Genomic DNA, 16,965 nt, shown 5'->3' with positions numbered 1-16,965 from the left:
GCCAGATCGAAATATGCTCCGGGCAAACAATCGTCATTTATCGGGGATCAAGTGGTGCATTGACTCATCTCAGAAATTGGCTATAACCGTAAATGCAGACTGAAGATTTAAGACCATCTGCAAGGATGGTCTTATTGCGTCTGGAATCCGGATAAGTCCTCTTGCAGATGTCTTAACGACGTTGGGAGGACGCCGTAATGCACGGAAGCAAGATAGCCCTGAGGGGCGTGCCGGATATTATTTCCTACATTGATGCGAATGACGGTATTCGAGGTCGAGCCGGTATCATCTGGTGGCTTGCCCTCGGCGGCCTGTTCCTTGATGCTTTCGCCAATTCGGCGCTGAGCGCAGGGCTTGGGCCTATGACACGTGATCTGGGGCTGGATGCGGCGCAGGTTGCGCTTATGACGTCCTTCGCCTCGTGGGTATCGATCGCATTCAATCCAATTGGCGGCTGGATCGCCGACCGCTGGGGCCGTATGCGCCCACTTATCTTCGCCAAACTTATCGCACTCATCGGGGCGGTACTGGTGATGACGGCCCATTCCTATGAAGTCATTCTCATGGGGCGTTTCTTCGTGGGCGCCGCCTACGGTATCGATTTCGCCATTGCAATGGCTGTGCTTGCCGAATTCACACCGGCGCGCCTGCGCAGCCGCCTCAATACCTGGCAGGGCATCTGGTATACCGCCGTTTGTACAAACGTGCTTCTGGCCATGCTGTTCTACAGCTGGGACGTGGGTGACTCGATCTGGCGCTATTCTGTTGCCGCAACGGGTGTGTTCGCCTTCACCATCATGGTTCTTCAAGCGGTATTCATGGTTGAAAGCCCGATCTGGCTCGCCCGCAAGGAGCGGCTGGAGGACGCTGCCCGTGCGATGACCCGTATCTATCACCGCGATTTTGTTGCCGCCCTGCCTGAAGACCGTTTGCCGGTTCTCAATCAGGCCCGTCGCGGCATCGCCAATGTTGCCCTGATTTTCCGTGGCATCTATCTGCCGCGCACGATTCTTGCCGCAACCGTCCAGATCGGACAGTCGATCCAGTATTTTGCCGTGGGCTGGTACTTGCCGCTCATCAGTGCGGCGCTGTTCGGCAAGGACTTCCTCTACGCCATGATGGGCACGCTGGTGTTCAACGTGTTTGGCATCATCGGTGGCTTCTCTTCGCCGGTCATCGGACGCGTACTCGGCTTGCGCAAGGCTTCCGCCATCGGCTTCGGTGCAGTTTTTGTCATGCTGCTGATCATGGGCCTGTTCCATGACACCATGCCGACCTGGCTCGCGGTGATCGTGCCGTCGCTGTTCATCCTGTTCCATTCCGGCGGTCCCGGTGCGAACGGCAAGAGCCTGTCGTCACTCTCGTTCCGCAGCGAACTGCGTGCAGGCGCCAACGGTATCATCGGTGCGCTCGGCGCCATGGGCGCGGCGCTTGGCTTGCTGGTGTTTCCAATCTTCCGGGAGACCTACGGTCTCGGCACGACATTCCTGATCCTGTCGGTCGTTCCACTGATTGCCTGCATCATCTGCTCGATCATTCAGTGGGATCCCACACGCACCAAGATCAGCCCGGATGACGAGCCGAATGCGCCGCAGTTCGAAGGCGACAGGTAATAACGGAGGATAATGTGAACGGACGCAGACAGGCCATTCTGGCCATTGATGAAGGAACGTCCGGAACCAGGGCCGCGCTTGTCGCGGCCGACGGTTCGGTCTCCGCCGTCAATTACACGACGCTTGCCGTATCTTCGCCGCGTCATAACGTGGTGGAACAGGACGCCGATGTTCTTTTGCAAAAGACCATCGAAGTGTGTGGCAAGACGATTACCGCAGCGCGGGATGCGGGCGTGGAGATCGCCGCAATGGCAATTGCCACGCAACGCGCAACCGGTGTTCTGTGGGATACGGAAACCGGCCGGGCGCTGGTTCCAGCCATGGTCTGGCAGGATTCGCGCTATGCCGAAGAACTGAAGCCACTCGGTGCCATATGGGACGCGAAACTCGTGTCACTTGCCGGGCGTCCGGTTGGCGGACGGGCGATCTATCTGTGGGCGGCGCGCCATATGCAGGAAACGCCTGCTGTACGCGAGGCGTGGAAAGCGAAAAGACTTGCCTTTGGCACGGTCGACAGCTGGTTGCTGTGGAACCTGTCCGAAGAACGCAAGGCCGTCACGACGCCGACCAATGCGACCTCTGCCGGTGCCTATATTCTCGGTGAACATCGCTATTTCACCGATTGGGTGGAAGCGCAGGATTTTCCGCTGGAACTGTTGCCCGCGCTGAAACAGGATGCCGATGATTTCGGTTTTACGCGGCAGGACATTCTCGGTATCCGCGTGCCGATCAAGGCGTCCTGCGGTGATCAGCTCGGTGGTCTGGTCGGTCTTGGCTGTCACGATGCGGGGCAGGCCATGTGCGTGCATGGCACGGGCAGCTTCGTCGATTTGGTAATCGGAAAGCAGATGCCGAAAAATCCCGGTCTCTACGAGGCAACATTCACCATGACGGCCTGGCGGAGCGAAAACCTCTCGCATTTCGCGGTCGAGACCTATGCCGCCACAACTGGCTCGGCGCTCAACTGGCTCTGCAATGAAATGCGCTGGTTCGAGAACGCCAGGGAAATCAGCGAACTGGCCGCGACAGTACCGTCTTCCAACGGTCTTTTCTTCATGCCGACCCTGACGGGATTGCGCCAGCCGAACATCGTTCCGGATGGCCGGGCATCGCTGACCGGGCTTTCAATGGCCCACAGCCGGGCGCATCTTGCTCATGCCATTCTGGAGGGCATTGCCCATTCGGTTGTTTCCTGCGCAGAGGCAAGTTCTGAAGTGGCTGGCGTTCCGGTGCGGGAAGTGGTGGTGGGCGGGGGGCTTTCGTCCAGCGATACGTTGCTTCAGCTGCAGGCTGATCTCAGTGGTGTTCCTGTGCGGCGCATGGCGGATCAGGATCGCGCGAGCCTGCGGGGCGCAGCGTTTCTGGCAGGCAGCGACGGATTGCTCTGGCGCGAGCTTGCGGAAGCTCGCGCCACGTTGCCCGAAGGTAGTCTCTTCATCCCCAAGACCAGCGAAGCGGAAAGACAGGACCGTAGAGCGCGATGGCACTCCCTCACGGATGAGGAAGTCGCACGCGTTCAGTCGGGTCACTATCATTAAACAGGAGTTGAAATGCTGAATCTGCGCTCCCGGCGCGCGGACAAGGATCGCGCCCGGATGATCCGCACCGAGCCACTGAGGTTGAACCGGTCGGAACACGAAGACCGTCTTGCAACTGAAACCTACGATATTCTGATCGTTGGCGGTGGCGTGACCGGTGCTTACTGCGCCTTTGATGCAAGCCTGCGCGGCTTTCGCGTTGCGCTGGTCGAGAAGGATGATTTTGCATCCGGTACGTCGTCCAAATCCTCCAAGATGGTGCATGGTGGCCTGCGCTATATCGAGCAGGGCAATCTTGGTCTGGTGCGCCACTCCCTGCTGGAGCGTCAGCGCCTGCGCCGCAATGCCAGCCATCTGGTGCAGCGCCTGCCTTTCCTGTTCCCCATTCTGGAACGGGATGGTGTGTTCGATTCACGCTTCGCCAAGGCGTTTGAAGGCTTGCTCTGGACATATGATCTGGCTGGTGGCTGGCGCGAAGGTATCCTGCATCAGAAGCTGACTGCGGCGGAAGTGCTGGCGCATTGTCCGACGTTCAAGGACGAGTATCTGCGTGGTGGCCTCATGTATTTCGACGCCCGCGTCGATGATGCGCGTCTGACGCTGGCACTCGCCCGTTCTGCTGCCTTTTATGGAGCCACGGTCCTCAACCATTCGAAGGTAGCAGAGATTACCCGTAGCTCGGGTCGGGTGGATGGCGCTATCGTTCATACCGTCGAAGGTAAGGAAATCCGGGTGCGTGCCAAGACCGTCATCATGGCGACAGGCGTGTGGCTGCGCGACTGGATGGGACTCGGCAAGGATGGCGAAAAGCCGTTGCATGTGCGTCCGGCCAAAGGTGTTCACGTCGCGATCCCGTGGTTGAAAATTCGCAATGACTGCACCGTGACGGTGCCGGTTCCGGGGCGCAGCCGCCGTGCGACAATCACGCGCTGGGGCAACGTTTCCTATCTTGGCACAACGGACGAGGACTATCAGGGTGATCTCGATGATGTGCATTGCACGCGTCGCGAGCTCGATTTTCTGATCGAGGGCGCGCGCAGCGCGCTCAATATCGACCTGACGCCGGATGATGTCGTCGGCAGCATTGCCGGGTGCCGACCACTGGTAGCCGCTTCGTCAGGCGGCAGCACCATGGACGTCAAGCGCGACCATTCCGTGCATGTTGCACCAGACGGCCTCGTCACGATTGTGGGCGGCAAGCTGACGACTTCGCGCCATATGGCCGAACAGACAGTAGATGCTGCTGCAAAAGTTCTCGGTGATCGTCGTCGCTGCGCCACGAAGAAGGCATTTCTGCTCGGTGCAGCCGGTTATGACGCACAGGCAATCGTGGCCTCCGGTGGCTTGGAGGCGCATCTCGGCGAACGTTACGGCACGGAATCACGCTTCGTTAGCGATCTGACGGCTGCTCGTCCTGAACTTGCCGAACCGGTGGTGGAGGGCCTGCCTTACACTGGCGGCGAAGTCGTCTACGCTGCCCGGCATGAACTTGCCCGCACTATCGATGACGTGCTGTCGCGTCGTATGCGTGCCCGCCTGATGGCGCGCGATGCCTCCGCTCGTGCTGCCGCAAAGGTTGGCGCCTTGCTGGGTGAAGAGCTTGGTCTCCCCCAGGCCGAAATCGACCGTCAGGTCGCCGCCTATGTAGCCGCGACCGAAAAAGAAAAATCCATTCTCACAGGAGCGAACTGAACATGATCAGCAAGGAAGCCATCAAGCGCGGTTACAATCGCGGAAATTATGTTGTCGGTGCCCCGACCCAGCCGCATTATGCCGGCAGCATTAACGAAATCGGAACCAAGGCAGATCTGGCTCAGAACACCGTTTCAGTGGACGCCGCCCTCGTTGAGAAGCTGCAGGGCATTGCTGACGAAGTTCTGACCACGCGCGACGATCTCGTTGTGAATACCCGCGACTGGTGGGCGCGCACGATGGTCGCGGAAACGGGCGGAAAGCCTGCAACGGTTGATGGCGTGTTCGTTCGCGTTTCGACGGTGGAGCAGGTTCAGGCTGTCATGCGCCTTGCGCACGAAGCCAAGGTTCCGGTCACTGTTTCTGCAGGGCGCTCCAACGTTACGGGCGCAGCGTTGCCGCTGCGCGGCGGCATCGTGCTCGATGTCTGCAATCTCAATCGTTTTGTCAGCTTCGATGCGGACAGCCAGATCGTTGAAGTTGAAGCTGGTATGTTCGGCGATATTTTCGAGGAAATGATCCAGCGTGACTTTGGCATGACCATGGGGCATTGGCCGTCCTCGTTCGGTATCAGCACTGTGGGTGGCTGGATAGCCTGTCGCGGTGCGGGCCAGCTTTCGACGCGCTACGGCAAGATTGAGGACATGGTTTACGGCATGGAAGTCGTGCTGGCCGATGGTTCGCTGGTAACGGTTGGAAACTATGCCCGCGCGGCAATCGGACCTGATCTGCAGCAGATATTTATCGGTTCGGAAGGCACGCTCGGCATCATCGTGAAGGCGCGTCTGAAACTGCATCGCCTGCCGGACTACGCCCGTGCGATTGCCTATGGGTTCAAGAGCTTTGCCATCGGTCTGGAAGCCTGCCGCCGCATCATGCAGGGCGGTGCCAATCCGGCAGCTCTGCGTCTTTACGACGAGTTGGAAAGCGGCGTGCAGTTCGGCCTGCCGGAAAGCAACGTGCTGCTGATCGCCGATGAAGGCGCGAAGGAAATGGTCGATGCCGTGATGGCGATCAGCGAAAAGGTTTGCGCCGAACTCGGTGACAAGCTCGATGGCGATACGATCTTCGAGAAGTGGCTCGACACGCGTTATCTGACTGGCAAGAGCGCCGAGGGCTTCAAGCGCAGCCCAGGCTTCGTTGCCGATACGCTCGAAATGACCGGTTGCTGGCGCGATCTGCCTGCGATCTATGATGAGGTGGTCGCTGCCATTAACGCAGTGCCGGGTACGCTGGCGGGTTCGGCGCACCAGTCACATGCCTATGTCGATGGCGCTTGCCTTTATTTCTCGCTGCGTGGCGACGTGGAAGTGGAAAAGCGCGCTGAATGGTATCGTGCTGCATGGGATGCTGCCAATACCGTTCTAATCAAGTATGGTGCAGCATTAAGCCATCACCACGGCGTTGGATTGCTCCGTGCGCCTTACATGAAGGACGCTCTGGGATCGGCATTTCCGCTGCTGGAAACGGTGAAGAAGGCGCTCGACCCGGACAACCTGCTTAACCCCGGCAAGCTCGGACTTTCGCTCGACATGCCAAGAGACGGAAAATGATGGAATGACTTTGGACAGAACGATCGGTGAGCGGCTTTTACGGGCACCAGTCATGGCTACGCTCTACGGCGTGGACAATCTTCAGGCGTTTCTGGACAGCAAGGCGGAAGTGGGCATCGTCGCCAATATCGCCTTGCGCCATGTCGCCGAAGTGCTGAACGCGCTCAAGAAAAGCAACAAGCTGATCGTTCTGAACATCGACAGTTGTGAAGGCCTCTCGCAAGACAAGGGGGCCATCGAGTTTCTTGCCGAGATCGGTATTTCGGTACTTCTGTCGACCCGCGTTCCAACAATTCAGAAGGCTGCGCAATGCGGCCTTCTAACCATGCAGAAGGTCTTCGTGACCGACCGTTCCACCTGGCCCCGCAGCCTAAAGGCGATCTCGCAAAGCGCACCCAATCTGGTGCAGATTATGCCATCGCCGATGCTTGGATACCTGTCTGCAGAGGACAAGCGCCGCCTGCCGCCCATCGTGGCTTCTGGCTTTATTTGCAATGAGGACGATGTGTCTGCGGCAATGAAGCAAGGTGCTATTGCCGTTTCTTCAAGCAACAAGTCGCTCTGGAACTATGGTAGCCGTCGATAGGCGTAAGGCAAACCCAGTGGATCCTGTAGCTATTCCACCTGGAATGCAAACCGCTTCAAAGACGCTCAGGTTGCATGACTGTGGCCAATCGTCCTGGCCAGCCCCATCGGTTTTGAATCTATTCAAGGCTATCAGCAGGTTCGCTCTTTATGGAGGCGTTCGGCCTGTATTTGTCGGTCGAAACTTACGTATAGCAACCCAGTTGCGCGGCTTCTGTTCTCGCCTGCACTCGCTGGATTTCTCTTAGCGCCGGATATTCCGTTCGCTGGAGAAGTTGCTTGCATCTGGCCTGCTTATATTCAGGGTCAATCGGCCGATCCGTGCTGCAACCAGAAAGGACGAGTATTGTGATACAAGCTGCAGCAAGCGTTTTCATTGGTGATCCTCTTTGAGAAGAGTATAGCGCTCATTCACGTAACTGCTAGAAAAGATGAGCCAGAAGGAGCGATAAAAGTGCATGGTCGTTTGCCGAGCTATCTCTTCAACGAAGCTTGAGAGCATCCGTGGAGATAGCGATCTTGCAAGCTTCGGACCATTGATCAGGTTTTCACGACATTCTCTGAATATCCTTCGATGATCAGAAAACATATCTACAGTTCATTTGGTTTTCTGGTCAGCCTATCGAGACAAGCTCTTGTGAAAGAGCATTCATGGATTCAGCTCCATCGGCGGCGATGAGGAATTGTTCTTCGATCATCAGGGCTCCTAATCCGTTTGCGTAAAACGGTGCCTCCACGGCCAGCACCATATTCGGTTCGATGACCATGTCGTTGCCATGCGAGATGAAAGGCCATTCCTCGATCCCGAGCGCCGAGCCGACCGAGTGCCCGAAATGCCCACGATAATATTCGCTAAAGCCATGACGACGCATGGTGGAGAGCATCGCTTCGTGAACCTGACCGAATGTGTTGCCGGGTTTCAGCAGGGCTGTTCCGGCTTGAAAGGTCTCTTGGAGCGCTTTGTAAATCTGCTCAGCAAGAGGAGCAGGCTTGCCATAGACGAAGGTGCGCGCGCCATCCGAAGAATAACCATTCACAAGCGTGCCGACATCGGCCTTGATGAGGTCGCCTTCCGCCAATTGTGCGGCAGGGTTTTGAAGGTTCGGCCCGACCGAAATATAGGCCCAATGGCCGGACAGGCTCTGGCTGTTTGCTTTGGCAGCATTGGTCGCTCCGGTCAGCCAGGCATCGGAAAGCTCGGCGGCTGTGGAGCCCGACTGCGCCGCAGTCGCCATATTCTGCAACCCGCTTTCCGCATAACGGGCGGCATTGCGTAGATATTCAATCTCGCGGGGGCTCTTTATCAGGCGCAACCGTTTTACGATGCTGGAAGCATCGCGCCATTGGGCAAAAGGCATAATTTCTTTCAACAGCACAAAATCAGCCACAGGCATGAATTCAAGGTCGACGCCGAGGCTGGCTTGAGCGAGACCACGTTCGGCAATCATATCTGCAAGCAGTTGAAAGGCTGCTTTGTGGTCGAAGGTTTCCGGGCGGGGACCGATATTACCACTGTTGCGATAGGCAGCGTTGAGGTCTTCTATCGAGTGGGCGTCGCGAACCGCGACGGCGTCAATCCAGATTCGATGCGAGCGGAAGTCGATCTCATCAGCCGTTGCGTGTGCTGCTGTCAGCGCCTGATCGCTGACAATGGCGCCAGGACGTGTCGAGGCATCCGCTGGAACCAGCGCTATGGCCGAACCGGCGCGCCCCCACATTGTCGCCACGCCCGCAGCAATTCCGGTGGCATAGCGAAAGTTTTCCGGCTGAAAAAGCACCAGTGCATCCAGTCCTTCTGCAGTGAGCAGATCCTGTGCGCGGTTCCGATCCATATAAGTCATGGCTGATCTCTTGAGGTTATGCCTTGTCAGTGCGCCTTATATCGGACGGCTTGTGCTGCAGTCCGGATGGTTTGTCTAATAGATTGACTCTTTATGGAATAAATTTCTAATAATTCTCGCTATCTTACGGTGCCACCGCTTACCGATGCTCTCGCGGTCGCGGTATAAGCGTTGCTAACGGAGAGCCTGATAGGGCGCTTTCCACGCAGGAGAATAATATGGGCGGCTTCAACATTCGTGATCGCAAATCTGGATTGGCTTACTGGAGCTTGAGCGCGGCATTGGCCGTGACGCTCGGTATCGGATCGTTCAGCCAGGCGCTGGCGCAGGAAAGCGACCCGGACGCGACAATCAATATCGGCTCGCTCTACGAGCCGCAAAACCTCGACAATACCGCCGGTGCGGGGCAGGGCATCAACGAAGCCTTCAACGGCAATGTCTATGAGGCCCTGTTCCGGCTTGCTGATGACGGCAAGGTCGAGCCGGTCCTGTCGAAGGATTACAGCGTCAGCGACGACGGGCTGACATATACGTTCAAGCTGCAGCCGGGCGTGACTTTTCACTCTGGAGCGCCGTTGACTTCCAAGGACGTCAAATTCTCCATCGAGCGCGTTGCCGCGCCGGAATCGAAGAGCTCGCGCAAAAGCAGCCTCAGGACTATTTCGGCCGTTGAGACTCCGGATGATGAAACCGTTGTCGTCAAGCTGTCTTCGCGCTCAATCTCGCTGCCGTACAATCTAAGCTATGTATGGGTGGTGAACGACGAAGCGAAGGATCTGCAGTCGAAGGAAGACGGAACCGGACCTTACGAGCTGGAAGACTGGCGTCGTGGGTCGTCTCTGTCGATGAAGCGCTTCGATAAATATTGGGGCGCCAAGCCGAAAAACAGCGAGGTGGTCTTCCAGTATTTCACCGATGCAAGCGCGCTGAACAATGCTTTGCTGACCGGTTCGGTTGATATCATCACGTCGGTTCAAAGCCCGGATTCGCTAGCCCAGTTTAAGGACAATCCCGATTTCACCGTCAGCGAAGGGCAGTCGACCACCAAGCTGCTGCTAGCCCATAACGACCGTATTGCGCCATTCGACAATGTCAAAGTGCGCAAGGCGCTCGCCCGTGCAATCGACGACCAGAAGCTTTTGAAAGCTGTGTGGGGCGATTATGGCACGCTGATCGGCTCATTCGTACCGCCGACCGATCCGTGGTATGTCGATCTCACCAAGGTCGACGCCTATGATCCTGAAAGTGCCAAGGAACTTCTCAAGGAAGCTGGTTACCCGGATGGCTTCACCTTCACTATCGATACGCCGAATTACGATCCACACCCGATTGCCGCGCAGTTCATCCAGAGCGAGCTGGCCAAGGTCGGCGTAACCGTCAAGATCAACGTCATCACTGCCAATGAGTGGTACACGAAGGTCTATAAGGCACACGATTTCCAGGCCACCTTGCAGGAGCATGTGAACCATCGCGATATCGTGTTCTATGGCAATCCCGATTTCTATTGGGGTTATAACAATCCGAAGGTTATCGAGCTCATCAAAGAAGCGGAAGCAAGTGCGACGACGGATGAACAGACGGCCAAGCTGACCGAGGCGAACAAGATCATTGCCGAAGATGCGGCCAGCAACTGGTTCTACCTCTATCCGCAGATCGTTGTTTCGAAAAAATCAGTGAGCGGCTACCCGATCAACGGCCTGAACTCCCAGTTTTCCGCCTATGACATTGTGAAAGCGGAATAATAACCGCCTGTCGATATCGAGAACATCAACTCGACAGACCGCGCCGCCTGAATTAATTTCCGGCGGCGTTGTCGCATTTGCATGAGGGTCCGAGCGCTGCCCTGACATCGGAGAGGTAAACGCTATTTTCGCCTATATCATACGCCGTTCAGCCATATTGGTTCTGTCGGTTTTCATCGCATCGATCGTGTTGTTTCTGCTGTTGCGCCTTCTGCCGGGCGATCCCGCAAATGCGCTTGTTTCTGTCGGCGCGGATGCGGCGCAGATCGAGGCAGCGCGCAAGCAGGTCGGTTCGGACCTGCCTCTCTATGAGCAGTTTCTGCGTTTTATCGGTAGCCTCCTGCGCTTTGATCTTGGAAATTCCTTTGTGAGTGGAGCACCGGTTCTTGCCGAAATCGGCAAGCGGCTGATTGTGACCGTGCCTTTGACGCTGATGGCATTCGTCGTTGCAATCATGATCGCGGTACCACTCGGTATTCTGTCGGTTGTGCGTCAGAACCGCTGGTATGGAACGGTGATATCCGTCATCTCCCAGCTCGGCATCGCCGTGCCGGTGTTCTGGATAGGCATTCTGCTGGTCTGGTTTTTTGCAGTTAAGCTGCGGTTGTTTCCTTCGGGTGGGTTCCCATCACGCGGATGGCAGTCGGTGCCAGCTGCTTTTCAATCGCTGGTATTGCCGGTCACAACCATTGCCATCGTCATGTCGGCATCGTTGATCCGGTATGTCCGTTCGGCCACGCAGGACGTGCTTGGCAGCGACTATCTTCGTACCGCACGGGCGCTTGGCGCGACATTCTCGCGGGCTCTTGTCCGTCACGGTATTCGCAACGGCGCGGTGCCGGTGATCTCGATCCTCGGTATCGAGCTCGCCTCGACTTTGCTTGGTGCTGTGGTGGTCGAACGTGTGTTCTCGTTGCCGGGTCTCGGTTCGATGCTTCTGCTCGGCATAGAGCAGCGCGACTATCCCAATGTCCAGGGTGTTCTGTTTGTATCGACGCTTCTGGTGCTGCTGGTCGGCTTTGCCGCAGATCTGCTGCAACGACTGATCGACCCGCGCTTGCGCCAGCGGTCTGCGGGAGGTCGTGCATGACGGAGCCTGCTGATATGACGCCTGCCGTCGGGGATGAAAAGTCGGCTTACCGACTGCCATGGCCTCTTATTGTGGGTGGATTGCTGCTGGGGTTGCATCTGGCTGTCGCTCTTCTCTCGCTGGTCTGGACACCTTACGGTGCCGGCGAAATGGTCGGCGGACGACTGGAGGCTCCGTCCTGGCTGCATTGGGCCGGTACGGATCGTCTAGGACGCGATTTGATGACGCAAATCATGATCGGTTCGCGCATTGCGCTTATCGTCGGCTGTGGAGCCATCGCACTCAGCGCAGTGATTGGCGTTACGCTTGGTGTGCTTGCGGCGTTTGCAACGCAGACGCTTGATGACGTGCTGGCGGCAACGCTCGATATTCTCATCGCCTTCCCAACCCTGTTGCTGGCCATGTTGATCGTTGCTTCCAGCGACGGTGCAAGCCTGACGACCGCCATCGTGGCAATTGGTATTGCCGGATCGGCCATCGTGGCACGTCTGACCCGCATCCTCGCAAAGCGGGTTCTGGCGATGGATTACATTACGGCATCGCGCATTTCCGGCACATCACGGCTCGGGTTGGTCCGCATCCATGTGCTGCCGAACATCTGGCCGACGCTGATTGTCAATTTTGCGCTTCAGTTCGGGCTGGCGGTGATCGCGGAAGCATCGCTTTCCTATCTTGGTCTTGGCGCTCCACCGCCCAATTCATCCTGGGGACGGCTTCTGCAGGAGGCGCAAGCGTCGGTTTATACGGCGCCGTTCGGTGCCATAGCACCCGGTCTGGCGCTTGTCTCATTGGTGATCGGGCTCAATCTGTTTGCCGACGGGCTGCGTGACGTGGCCGACCCAACACGGAGGAGACAACGTTGAGCATTTTGCTGAATGTGGAGAACCTCCAGATAGAAGCGCCAGGCAGGTCTCTGGTTTCCGGCGTCTCGCTGTCGGTTGGACAAGGTGAAAGGGTCGGTCTGATCGGTGAATCCGGTTCAGGCAAGTCGTTGACGGCTCTTGCTATCATGGGACTGTTGCCGGACGGCATGCGGGCAAGCGGATCGATCACGCTCGACGGCCACCAAGTGATAGGCGCGCGAGACCGTGAGCTGGTGCCATTGCGCGGGCAGAGTATTGCAACGGTTTTTCAGGAACCGATGACGGCGCTCGACCCACTGATGCGGATTGGCAAACAAGTCGGTTTGGTCGTCCGTCGCCGTGCGCTTCGCGACGGCCGCCGAACCGGGAAAACTGAAGTCAGTGCTGAGGTCCGCTCACTTCTGGAACGCGTATCCCTGCCGGACCCAGAGCGCATTGCCCGATCCTGGCCCCATGAAATATCGGGTGGTCAACGCCAGCGTGCGGCTATCGCAATGGCTCTCGCCTGTCGTCCCAAGCTTTTGATCGCGGACGAGCCGACGACGGCGCTCGATGTCACCACGCAGGCCGAGATTTTGAAACTGCTGGAGCAATTGGTGCGGGACGAGGGAATGGGGCTTCTGTTCATCAGTCACGATTTGCCGGTGGTTGCGGCCGTTACGGAACGCGCGCTGGTCCTGCGGGACGGAAAACTTATAGAAGAAGGGCCGGTTGCGGCGCTTTTCACCGATCCGCAGCTGCCCTATACGCAGGGGCTCGTGGCCGCTGCACGGGCGTTCGATGCCGCTCTGGAGGTTGCGCGATGACTTTGATGGACCTTTCGGGCGTTTCCTTTGCCTATGCCGGCGCTAAGACGGTTTTGCATGATGTCGATCTGAAACTTGAGACCGGAAGCAATCTGGGCATTGTCGGTGAGTCCGGTTCCGGCAAAACGACCATGTTGAAACTGCTGCTTGGACTGCAGCGCCCGTCTTCGGGGAACGTTTCGTTTCGCGGCAATCCTCTGGATATTGGCAATCGCGGTTTCATGCGCGATTTTCGCCGTTCGGTGCAGGCGGTGTTTCAAGATCCCTATTCATCGCTCGATCCGCGCCAGCGTGTCTTCGACATCATTGCCGAGCCGCTGCGATCCCTGAAAATCGCAACCGATATTGGGCAGGCTGTTGCGCAGGCGCTTGCTTCCGTCGATTTGCCAGCGGATGCCGCCCGCCGCTATCCGCACGAGTTTTCAGGTGGCCAGCGCCAGCGTATAGCCATCGCTCGGGCGATTGTCTCCAAACCTGAGCTCATCGTCGCCGACGAGGTGGTCAGCGCGCTTGATCTGACGACGCGCGCCCGCATTATCGATCTCATGCGTTCTCTTTCAGAGCAAACCACTTTCGTTGTGGTGTCGCACGACATTGCGCTGGTCGCGCTGTTGTGTGAGCAGTTGATCGTTCTGGAAAAAGGCCGGATCGTGGAGCAGGGCAATACGCGGGATATTCTGGCCAATCCGCAGCATGCCTACACGAGAAAACTTCTCACCAGCTTGCCGAGAATGCCTCAACCGGCTTGAGGATCGAAGCATTATTGGATCACGCGATGCCGGTTCGGAGCTTTTATACCACAGGTTAATAGTGAGACCTGCCGACACTGTTCTGCTGTTTCGAGTGGACGTGCCGTACAACACCAACGCTGGAATGGTTTGTGCTCCTGCAAGACAAATCCGCCAGCGCTGATGACCGGCGCGCATTTCTCAGCCTCGATCGCATCGGACCCAGCGGATCAAGTGGCCCATAAGCGTGCGCAAACTAGCAACGCTTCCGCGCGGCAATCTTTGAATATCACCACCAGCGTCAATCCGTTGTATTGGATTGACGCTGCCAATGAAACATACGCTGGACGGCACAGGGCCAGTTCAATTCAGCTGAACAAGACGTCGTCGGACGTCAACTCGCTCAACAAGACACCTTCAATTACAATCCCATTCGTTGCGCCATCAATGCTGACGAAAACACCGTCTGGTGTATCAACTGACGCCGCAACGAAGCTGGCGAAATCAGTTATGACCTCAGTATCCCGGAACAAAAGCACATCGCCACCTTGAACATCAAAGTCGGTGACGTGATCAATATCGTTGGATTGCAAGGATGCATTGTCCCAAATAAATGTATCGGCTTCAGTTCCACCGCTGAGAGTGTCTGCGCCGGTTCCACCCAGTAACCGGTCGGAGCTTGCGCCACCATACAGTTTATCATCGCCCTCGCCACCAAGAAGGCTGTCCAGCCCAAACTCTCCATGGATCACGTCGTTTCCCCCGCGACCATTATAGCTATCGTTCCCACTCAAGCCTTCACGATAGCTCTCGATGCTGACGATGCGGTCATCGCCATTTCCGCCGAATACCTGAGCACCTTGATAGGCGGAGATTACACTGATGTTGAACATCTCGGTCGAGTTATAGTCGGCGGCGTCGAATTTGAAACCCGCCGCCACATCATCGAAAGTGACGGCCAATGTATCAATACCCTCTCCCCCATCAATAGTACCAAGTCCTCCATCCGAATAGATCGAAAACGTGTCGTTTCCGGCACCGCCGTGCATTTCAAACCAATAGCCGCTATAACCGCTGTCTATAGAACCCGCCGAGAAGTAATCGTTTCCGTCGCCTCCAGCCAAAATATCGCCGTCAGTACCCGAGTTCCGTAAATAGTCGTCGCCTGCTCCACCCAACAGTATGTCGGTCCCAGCTCCGCCGTAGAGACGGTCGTTGCCGTCTCCTCCATTCAGCGTGTCGTTACCTTCGTCCCCCATCAGGGTATCGTTTCCCCTGCCGCCGCTGAGCCAATCGTTGCCATCATTACCGGACAGCGCGTCGTTGCCATTACCACCGTCGATCACATCATCACCGCTACCGCCCTTGATCTGATCGTCACCAATACCGCCCAGTAGATTGTCGTGGCCCGCTCCACCGGCTATCTGGTCGTTGCCAGTGCCGCCTCGCACATAATCATTGCCCGCACCTGCATGTATGTTGGCAAACTGGAAGCTCGTGGCGTCAATAGTATCATTGCCAGCGCCGGTTTTGAGGTTGAGACGTTCCAGATCGGTGAAGTAGAGATGATCAAAGCTTGAGCTGCCATCACCCCAATAGGCATGCCCCTGCTCTGCGTTAAACGCCACTGAACCTGAGCGATGGGATAAATCGGTGACGAGCGTATCAACCCCTTCACCCCCTCTTGCCGCACCACCCGAAAAATTGAATATGAGACGGTCGTTACCGCTGGCACCGTTCAATTCATCGAACTCCAGCACATTGCGCGATGTTGTTGTCAAGACGTCATCGCCTGCACCACCGTCGATGATATCGCTACCAAGACCTCCGTCGACGATGTCATTTCCCGCAAGGGCCCAGATGCGGTCATTCTCTTCCGTGCCAAATATAGTATCGGCATCATTGGTTCCAACGATCTTCGGCATCACATGTCCTCCTACTGAAGATAGAAGAAGTATGGTCGAATATTTCGTCATAGTTAGAGCCTGTACCAAAAAGGGTTGAGCGATTTCAGCAGGTTATGATTCAATCGGATTTCTGACATACGATGGAGATCACGATGGCCTGGACTGAAACCGCTCGCCGACAGTATGAGCGTCGCAATTCGCGTTATGCAAGCGATTTAACGGATGCGGAATGGTCTGTGCTCGAACCGCTGATGCCTTTGCCACGACATCTCGGTCGCCCTCGAAAGACAAACCTGCGAGAAGTGGTGAACGCGCTTCTTTATATAGCTTCTTCGGGCGGTGCGTGGCGGCTTTTGCCTACTGAATTCCCACCATTCTCCACGGTGCAGAAATATTTCTACCGCTGGAGAGATGATGGCATGCTGCGGACCATCAACAACACACTTGTGATGATTGCGCGTGAACAGGCCGACAAGCAGCCCAGCCCCACGGCTGGTGTGATCGATAGCCAGTCGGTGAAAACCACGGAAAGCGGCGGAATACGAGGTTTTGATGCGGGGAAGAAGATCAACGGTCGCAAACGTCATATTGTGGTTGATACTCTCGGCCTGATGGTTGGTCTCGTGATCCATTCTGCGGGCATTCAGGACAGAGACGGCGCGCCGGATGTCTTGAAAACCATTCTCAAACGTTGGCCGTGGTTGCGGCATATCTTTGCTGACGGCGGATACGCAGGACCAAAGCTCAAAGGCAGGCTGGAAAAGGTCGGGAGGTTTACACTGGAAATCGTCAAGCGGTCTGATCGCGCTGAAGGTTTCCAACTACTCCCGCGTCGATGGGTTGTCGAACGCACATTTGCATGGCTGGGACGGTGTCGCAGACTGACCAAGGACTTCGAGAAAACCATCGCTTCCTCTGAAGCGTGGATCTACATCGCAAATATCCGCTTCCTCACCCGAAGGATCGCAAGAGCCTGATATCGTTACGTTCATTATGATTCAGGCTCT

13 protein-coding genes are annotated in these 16,965 nt (G+C 56.8%); 11 read left to right on the top strand and 2 right to left on the bottom strand.

What is annotated here, in order from left to right:
* Positions 1–197 precede the first annotated feature (197 nt).
* The 5 genes from AAE521_RS07630 to AAE521_RS07610 are packed head-to-tail and all read left to right on the top strand — an operon-like array spanning position 198 to position 6,982.
* A complete protein-coding gene (locus AAE521_RS07630) occupies positions 198–1,613 on the top strand; it encodes an MFS transporter (protein ID WP_071633224.1) in 1,416 nt (471 codons plus the stop codon).
* A 14-nt stretch (positions 1,614–1,627) separates the two neighbouring features.
* Positions 1,628–3,151: an FGGY-family carbohydrate kinase gene (locus AAE521_RS07625; RefSeq protein WP_342060954.1), complete on the top strand. Its 1,524-nt coding sequence runs from the start codon at positions 1,628–1,630 to the stop codon at positions 3,149–3,151.
* 12 nt (positions 3,152–3,163) lie between these two features.
* On the top strand, positions 3,164–4,843 hold the full coding sequence (locus AAE521_RS07620; RefSeq protein ID WP_342060953.1) for a glycerol-3-phosphate dehydrogenase/oxidase: 1,680 nt from the start codon (positions 3,164–3,166) through the stop codon (positions 4,841–4,843).
* Positions 4,844–4,845: 2 nt separating this feature from the next.
* The gene (locus AAE521_RS07615; protein WP_342060952.1) at positions 4,846–6,396 is read left to right on the top strand and encodes an FAD-binding oxidoreductase; all 1,551 of its coding nucleotides are present in this window, start codon (positions 4,846–4,848) and stop codon (positions 6,394–6,396) included.
* Positions 6,397–6,400: 4 nt separating this feature from the next.
* Complete coding sequence (locus tag AAE521_RS07610) at positions 6,401–6,982, top strand: glycerol-3-phosphate responsive antiterminator (protein ID WP_080900338.1); 582 nt, start codon at positions 6,401–6,403, stop codon at positions 6,980–6,982.
* 613 nt (positions 6,983–7,595) lie between these two features.
* Here AAE521_RS07610 and AAE521_RS07605 read toward each other — a convergent pair.
* Positions 7,596–8,822, bottom strand: a complete 1,227-nt coding sequence (locus tag AAE521_RS07605; protein WP_342060951.1) for a M24 family metallopeptidase — start codon at positions 8,820–8,822, stop codon at positions 7,596–7,598.
* A 218-nt stretch (positions 8,823–9,040) separates the two neighbouring features.
* Between AAE521_RS07605 and AAE521_RS07600 the strand changes: the two genes are divergently transcribed.
* The 5 genes from AAE521_RS07600 to AAE521_RS07580 all read left to right on the top strand — a co-directional run bounded on the left by AAE521_RS07600 (position 9,041) and on the right by AAE521_RS07580 (position 14,072).
* Positions 9,041–10,564, top strand: a complete 1,524-nt coding sequence (locus AAE521_RS07600) for an ABC transporter substrate-binding protein (protein WP_342060950.1) — start codon at positions 9,041–9,043, stop codon at positions 10,562–10,564.
* A 157-nt stretch (positions 10,565–10,721) separates the two neighbouring features.
* A complete protein-coding gene (locus tag AAE521_RS07595; protein WP_084094349.1) occupies positions 10,722–11,654 on the top strand; it encodes an ABC transporter permease in 933 nt (310 codons plus the stop codon).
* Positions 11,651–12,517, top strand: coding sequence for an ABC transporter permease (locus tag AAE521_RS07590; protein ID WP_342060949.1), 867 nt, complete (start codon positions 11,651–11,653; stop codon positions 12,515–12,517). The genes AAE521_RS07595 and AAE521_RS07590 overlap by 4 nt, the downstream gene beginning before the upstream one ends.
* Entirely contained in the window at positions 12,514–13,323 is an 810-nt protein-coding gene (locus AAE521_RS07585) for an ATP-binding cassette domain-containing protein (protein WP_342060948.1), read from the top strand. Before AAE521_RS07590 ends, AAE521_RS07585 begins: the two co-directional genes overlap by 4 nt.
* On the top strand, positions 13,320–14,072 hold the full coding sequence (locus AAE521_RS07580) for an ABC transporter ATP-binding protein (protein ID WP_342060947.1): 753 nt from the start codon (positions 13,320–13,322) through the stop codon (positions 14,070–14,072). Before AAE521_RS07585 ends, AAE521_RS07580 begins: the two co-directional genes overlap by 4 nt.
* Before the next feature lie 347 nt (positions 14,073–14,419).
* On the opposite strand, the gene AAE521_RS07575 is transcribed toward AAE521_RS07580, so the two are convergent.
* Positions 14,420–15,976, bottom strand: a complete 1,557-nt coding sequence (locus AAE521_RS07575; protein ID WP_342060946.1) for a calcium-binding protein — start codon at positions 15,974–15,976, stop codon at positions 14,420–14,422.
* Positions 15,977–16,110: 134 nt separating this feature from the next.
* On the opposite strand from AAE521_RS07575, the gene AAE521_RS07570 reads away from it, so the two are divergent.
* A complete protein-coding gene (locus tag AAE521_RS07570; protein ID WP_342060385.1) occupies positions 16,111–16,935 on the top strand; it encodes an IS5 family transposase in 825 nt (274 codons plus the stop codon).
* Positions 16,936–16,965 lie beyond the last annotated feature (30 nt).

Source organism: Brucella cytisi (assembly GCF_038433355.1).
GTDB classification, from domain to species: Bacteria; Pseudomonadota; Alphaproteobacteria; order Rhizobiales; family Rhizobiaceae; genus Brucella; species Brucella cytisi.
The sequence above is the reverse complement of the archived record's forward strand: the minus strand, read 5'-3'. Positions and strand labels throughout refer to the sequence as shown.

Excerpts from the sequence above, each read along its gene's own strand:
- AAE521_RS07570 (WP_342060385.1), top strand. The coding sequence starts at position 16,111 with ATGGCCTGGACTGAAACCGCTCGCCGACAGTATGAGCGTCGCAATTCG.
- AAE521_RS07620 (WP_342060953.1), top strand. The coding sequence starts at position 3,164 with ATGCTGAATCTGCGCTCCCGGCGCGCGGACAAGGATCGCGCCCGGATG.
- AAE521_RS07575 (WP_342060946.1), bottom strand. The coding sequence starts at position 15,976 with ATGCCGAAGATCGTTGGAACCAATGATGCCGATACTATATTTGGCACG.
- AAE521_RS07615 (WP_342060952.1), top strand. The coding sequence starts at position 4,846 with ATGATCAGCAAGGAAGCCATCAAGCGCGGTTACAATCGCGGAAATTAT.
- AAE521_RS07600 (WP_342060950.1), top strand. The coding sequence starts at position 9,041 with ATGGGCGGCTTCAACATTCGTGATCGCAAATCTGGATTGGCTTACTGG.
- AAE521_RS07605 (WP_342060951.1), bottom strand. The coding sequence starts at position 8,822 with ATGACTTATATGGATCGGAACCGCGCACAGGATCTGCTCACTGCAGAA.
- AAE521_RS07590 (WP_342060949.1), top strand. The coding sequence starts at position 11,651 with ATGACGGAGCCTGCTGATATGACGCCTGCCGTCGGGGATGAAAAGTCG.
- AAE521_RS07630 (WP_071633224.1), top strand. The coding sequence starts at position 198 with ATGCACGGAAGCAAGATAGCCCTGAGGGGCGTGCCGGATATTATTTCC.
- AAE521_RS07580 (WP_342060947.1), top strand. The coding sequence starts at position 13,320 with ATGACTTTGATGGACCTTTCGGGCGTTTCCTTTGCCTATGCCGGCGCT.
- AAE521_RS07610 (WP_080900338.1), top strand. The coding sequence starts at position 6,401 with ATGACTTTGGACAGAACGATCGGTGAGCGGCTTTTACGGGCACCAGTC.